We start from the raw sequence: 4,778 nt of genomic DNA, 5'->3' as shown, positions 1-4,778 counted from the left end.
CACCAGCTATGGCAGCAGGTTTTGCGGATCATGTATGGTCAACTGAAGAGTGGGTCTTGTTCCCGGCTAGACTAGTTAGGTCAACGTAGGACACCACCAAATTTTTCATGCCGATTTTTTTTGCTTGTCAGGGCTTCGCCCCGAACCCCACCAGTTCATGTTTATTTTTTCGGAGTGTGCATTCGTGTCCGAACTCATCATCGCCGGTGGCGGCATTTCAGGCCTCGCCACCGCCTGGTTTTTACACCGCCGGGGGATCGAGGTCACCCTGCTGGAGGGACAGGAGGAGGTTGGCGGCCTGATCAGGAGTTCGCTGTTCCAGGATTACCTCCTGGAACACGGTCCCAACTCCACTTTGCAGAAACCGGGTGATGCCACGGACGCCCTGGGCAGGCTGGTGGACGACCTGGGGCTTGCCGCCAGACTCCTCGTTGCCGACTCCCGGGCGGCCCGGCGCTATGTGTACAGGCAGCGACGGCTGCAACCTCTTCCCGCCTCACCCCCGCAATTTTTGCGCAGCGGGCTTTTTTCCTGGCGTGCCAAGTGGCGGTTGTTGCGCGAGCCTTTCATCGCACGGGGTGATGGCCATGAAAGCATCGGCGCTTTCGTCACCCGCCGGCTGGGGGCGGAATTTCTGGATTATGCCGTGGAGCCTTTTGTCAGCGGCGTTTATGCCGGGGATCCGTGGCGGTTGTCCGTGGCTGCGGCTTTGCCGCGCATCCATGCCCTGGAGCGTGAGCACGGCTCCCTGATCAGGGGCGCCATGGCTCTGGGACGCCTGCGCAAGACCACCGGCCTGCCCGCCGGACGCCTGGTCACCTTCGATGCGGGCATGGAGCTTCTTCCCAGAACCATTGCGGAGAAACTTCCAGCCGACGCCCTGCGCACGGGCACACGGGTCACTGCTCTGGAACCCATGAAAGCGGGCGGATGGCGCGTCACCTGGCAGCGGGGCGACACGACGGGCCACGATGGAGCACCCCGGGTCATTCTCTCCCTGCCAGCTCCGGAGGCGGCGCAACTTGTCGCTCCATTCTCTCCTGCGGCGGCGGAGATATTGCGTTCCATCGCCTATGCCCCCATCGTCTCCCTGGGCATGGGCTGGCTGCGTGATCGGATCGGGCACCCTCTGGACGGATTCGGATTTCTGGTGCCGCGCCGTGAGGGGATGCGCACTTTGGGGGCTCTCTTTTCCAGCACGCTCTTCCCCCGGCGGGCCCCGCCGGGGCGCGCTCTGCTGACCGCCTTCATCGGTGGCGCCACCGATCCAGGCGCCGCCACCGAGGCGGATCACCTCCTTTCCGACCAGGTGGGCCAGGATCTCTCCCGCTCCCTGGATATCCAGGGGGCGCCGGAGTTCGTCCACATGACGCGCCACTCGCGGGCCATTCCTCAGTATGCCATGGACCATCTGGAAAAATTGCAAAGTTTGGAAATTGCCATGGCCCCTTTCCCGGGCTTACACTTCCGCGCCAATTGGCGGGATGGCATATCGGTGGCCGATTGCATCAGAAATGCCGAGGCCCTGGCGACACAGATAGTCGCTTGAAAATCAAAAAAAGGATTGAAAAACTGGGATGGAGGTCCAGGAGGAAGGGCTGCGCCCTTCCTCCTGGTGGGGTCTGGGGCGAAGCCCCAGCAAAAGACTGAAAAACCTGCAATGCGTCCCGTGCCTGGCGCTGAAAAGCGCGCCAGGCACGGGACCAAGGCCCGCCCCCCGGGCCTTTTTTGCAAACGGCGCAAAAAAGGCCTTGGGAAAAGGGGGGGGCGTAAAACGAAAAGAAGAAGCGGGGCTCCGCCCCGGACCCCGCAAGGGCTCCGCCCTTGACCCGCCAGGGAGCCGGCCCCCTGGACCCCGATTCGTTTTTTTTTGGGGGATCACTATGGCAAGACTGATCGTCCTGGACACGGAAACCACAGGATTTTCACCGGAAGAAGGACACCGCATCCTGGAGATCGGCTGCGTGGAACTCATCGACATGCGCCTCAGAGAGACACGCCAATGGTATCTCGATCCCGAACGGGACATTCCAGCCGAGGTCATCCGCATCCATGGCATCACGGCGGAGATGGTGGCTGGGAAGCCAAAATTTCCGGAAATTGCCCGGGAATTTCTCGATTTCATCCAAAATGACACCCTGATCATTCACAATGCCGCCTTCGATTTAAAATTTTTGAATGCTGAGCTGAACCGGTCGGGGCTTGAACCACTCCAAGCGGAGCGGGCCATTGACACGGTGCGTCTGGCCCGGCAACGCCTGGGAGGCAAAGGATCGTTCAACCTGGACGCCCTGTGCCAACGGTTGGGTGTGGACAACAGCAAGCGGGAACAACACGGCGCCCTGCTCGATGCCCAAATTCTGGCCAGGGTTTATATCGAGTTGGAAGGAGGCAACCAGTTTTGCCTCCCCTTGACGCAGGACGATCCGGCGGAAAAAAAGGCCGCGCCCGAGGCCATGCCGTCACCCGTCATGCGACCGCCGCGAATCTGGTCGGTTCCACCGGGAGATGCCGGAGAGCATGAGGCGTTCCTCGATTTTTTGCAGAAAGAGAGTGGCCAATGCCTGTGGCGAAAGCTGGAACACAATCCTGGCAGGAAAAACAACCCGCCCGCCTGATGAACAGCCGACCCCCACCTGAGCCATGGTCGTCTCCTTGACCCGTCGTTGAGTGAAAAATGCCAACAATTTCAGGAATTTTTGTTACAGGAACAGACACAGGAGTCGGCAAGACGGTCGCGGCGGCTTGGCTGCTCCGTCGCCTGCAGGGATTTTACTGGAAGCCCATCCAGGCCGGCTTGACGGGTGAAACCGATACCATGGCCGTGCAACGCCTCTCCGGATTGCCGGACCGGCACTTTTTCCCCTCGCGCCATGCCCTCTCCCTGCCCCGCTCCCCGCACCTGGCCGCCGCCCGGGAAAACCTGACCATCCACCTGGCCGATTTTCAACTCCCCCCCCCTGCCCCCCTGGTGGTGGAAGGAGCAGGAGGAATCCTGGTGCCTTTGAACGCAACCACCCTGATGGTGGATCTCATGGTGCATCTGAAACTGCCCGTGGTGGTGGTCGCCCGGACAACCCTCGGCACCATCAACCACACGCTCATGACCCTGGAAGGTTTGCGGCAAAGAGGCTTGACAGTGGCCGGGGTGATCCTGAATGGTATACCGGATGTGGACAACCGTGAGGCCATCGCTCACCATGGCGAGGTGGACATTCTGGCGGAAATTCCCCATCTTGAGACCCTGACAGGGGCCGAACTGGATCAGGCCACCAAGGTCTGGCCAGCCGCCGCCCCCTGGCCCCCGATGCGCTGCCGGGTGGTGAATAATGACAAATCCAGGAGATGAAGCGCGTGCATGACCTGATTGCCCTGGACCGCCGCCACATCTGGCACCCCTTTACCCAGGAAAAATCCGCCCCCCCCCCCCATTCCCATCGCCTCGGCGCAGGGGGCAACCCTTTATGCCGCCGATGGCCGCAAATATCTGGATCTGATCTCCTCATGGTGGGTAACGACCCATGGCCATGCCCACCCGGCCATCGTCCGCGCCATTGCCGCACAGGCGGAAAAATTGGAACAGGTGATCTTCGCCGGCTTCACCCATGAACCGGCCATCAAACTGGCCAGCCGCCTGGCCGCCCGACTCCCCCACCACTTGAACCGGGTCTTCTTCTCCGACGACGGCTCCACCTCCGTGGAAGTGGCCCTTAAAATGACCTGCCAATACTGGATCAACCGGGGAGAACGCCGTACCCGGTTTCTCTCTTTCGCGGGTGGATACCATGGCGACACCACCGGAGCCATGTCCGTTGGCCGGGCTTCCGGATTTTTCGACGCCTTCGACACCATGATGTTTCGTGTCGATGCCATCCCTTTTCCCGCCACCTGGATCGGCGACGACACAGTGGAGGAGAAAGAGGAAAGTTCCCTGGTGGCCCTGACCCGTTACCTGGAACAAAATGCCGATGATTGTGCCGCCATGATCGTCGAACCCCTCGTCCAGGGGGCTGGTGGCATGCGCATGTGCCGCCCCGATTTCCTGCGTGGCCTGGCCGCCAAACTCAAAATGGCCAACATCCCGTTGATCTTCGACGAAGTCATGACCGGTTTTGGCCGCACGGGGGCCATGTTCGCCTGCCACAAGGCAGGCGTTGATCCCGATATCATCTGCCTTTCCAAAGGTTTGACTGGAGGCTTTCTTCCCCTGGCCGCCACCGTCTGCCGGGATGAGATCTATCAAGCCTTCCTCGACAGCGGCTTTGACCGGGCTTTTGCGCATGGACACTCCTTCACCGCCAACCCTCTGGGGTGCGCCGCCGGTATCGCTTCCCTGGATCTGTTCGACAAAGAGAAAACCCTGGCCCGGGTGGTCAATATCGAGCGCGTCAACAAAGAACGGGTTTTGGAGTTGCTGCAACACCCCAAAATGGTGCATGGTCGGGTCTTGGGGGGTATCGCCGCCGTGGAGTTGAGCGATTCCATCCCCTATGCCTCGGAAACAAGTCAGCAATTGCGTCTCTTTTTCCTCGAACGCGGGCTGATCATCCGCCCCCTGGGGCATGTCATTTACCTGCTGCCACCTTATTGCGTCACAGACGCGGAACTTCATCGCGCATGGAATGTCATAGAAGATGCCTTGCATGCAGTCGTGTGAGAAAGTCCCCGGGGGGCTGGCTCCCATCCCAGTCTTTAAATGGTTTTTTTCGGGGCGATGCCCCGGACCCCACCAGGAGGAAGGGCGCAGCCCTTCCTCCTGGGCCTCCATCCCAGTCTTT

The 4,778-nt window shown here is 60.7% G+C and carries 3 protein-coding genes and 1 pseudogene; all 4 read left to right on the top strand.

Annotated elements, in window-relative coordinates; all coding sequences use genetic code 11:
- The first annotated feature begins 184 nt into the window (after positions 1-184).
- The 4 genes and pseudogenes from hemG to bioA all read left to right on the top strand — a co-directional run bounded on the left by hemG (position 185) and on the right by bioA (position 4,657).
- Positions 185-1,549 (top strand): protoporphyrinogen oxidase, encoded by a 1,365-nt coding sequence (gene hemG / locus HQL63_15740; protein MBF0178277.1) that lies wholly within the window; start codon positions 185-187, stop codon positions 1,547-1,549.
- Between the two features lie 334 nt (positions 1,550-1,883).
- Positions 1,884-2,618, top strand: a complete 735-nt coding sequence (gene dnaQ / locus HQL63_15735; protein MBF0178276.1) for a DNA polymerase III subunit epsilon — start codon at positions 1,884-1,886, stop codon at positions 2,616-2,618.
- A 59-nt stretch (positions 2,619-2,677) separates the two neighbouring features.
- Positions 2,678-3,349 (top strand): dethiobiotin synthase, encoded by a 672-nt coding sequence (gene bioD / locus HQL63_15730; protein MBF0178275.1) that lies wholly within the window; start codon positions 2,678-2,680, stop codon positions 3,347-3,349.
- A pseudogene (bioA, locus tag HQL63_15725) lies at positions 3,346-4,657 on the top strand (adenosylmethionine--8-amino-7-oxononanoate transaminase). The gene bioD and the pseudogene bioA overlap by 4 nt, the downstream one beginning before the upstream one ends.
- Positions 4,658-4,778 lie beyond the last annotated feature (121 nt).

The organism is Magnetococcales bacterium (assembly GCA_015231175.1).
Lineage (GTDB): Bacteria > Pseudomonadota > Magnetococcia > Magnetococcales > DC0425bin3 > HA3dbin3.
Note: the sequence above shows the minus strand (reverse complement) of the source record. Positions and strands in the feature narration are given on the sequence as shown.